Annotated in this window: 1 protein-coding gene; it reads right to left on the reverse strand. The window is 38.6% G+C overall.

Annotated elements, in window-relative coordinates:
• Positions 1-70 precede the first annotated feature (70 nt).
• Positions 71-448, reverse strand: a 378-nt coding sequence (gene nusG, locus FCS21_RS17800; protein WP_138624514.1) for a transcription termination/antitermination protein NusG, incomplete at its 5' end; no start/stop codon positions are given.

A 448-nucleotide genomic window follows, 5' to 3' on the forward strand; every position in this document is an offset into this window, starting at 1 on the left:
CTTCCTTTCCATATAGAAAAAAGAAAGACTTGAAAGGTCAATCGTATGATCGACATTTCAAGTCTCTTTATTAATCGATTTTATCTACTTGATCGAAATCAAGTTCTGTACTTGTTTCACGACCAAACATATCGATGTTGACTTTCAATTTTTCTTTTTCTCCGTCAACTTCTGTTACTTGTCCTTCTAATCCAGCAAATGCGCCTTCGATGATTTTCACAACTTCGCCAACTTCTACTTCTAGATCATTTTGTCGTAGACTCATTCCGATAGAACGCAAGATATGATTGACTTCTTCTGGAAGTAGTGGTGCTGGTTTGCTTCCAGCTCCGTGTGAACCAACGAATCCTGTCACGCCTGGTGTGTTACGGACAACATACCAGGAAGCGTCTGTCATGATCATTTCAACAAGAACATATCCTGGAAATGTTTTATGAACGATTTCTTT

Source organism: Colwellia ponticola (assembly GCF_005885605.1).
GTDB lineage: Bacteria > Pseudomonadota > Gammaproteobacteria > Enterobacterales > Alteromonadaceae > Colwellia > Colwellia ponticola.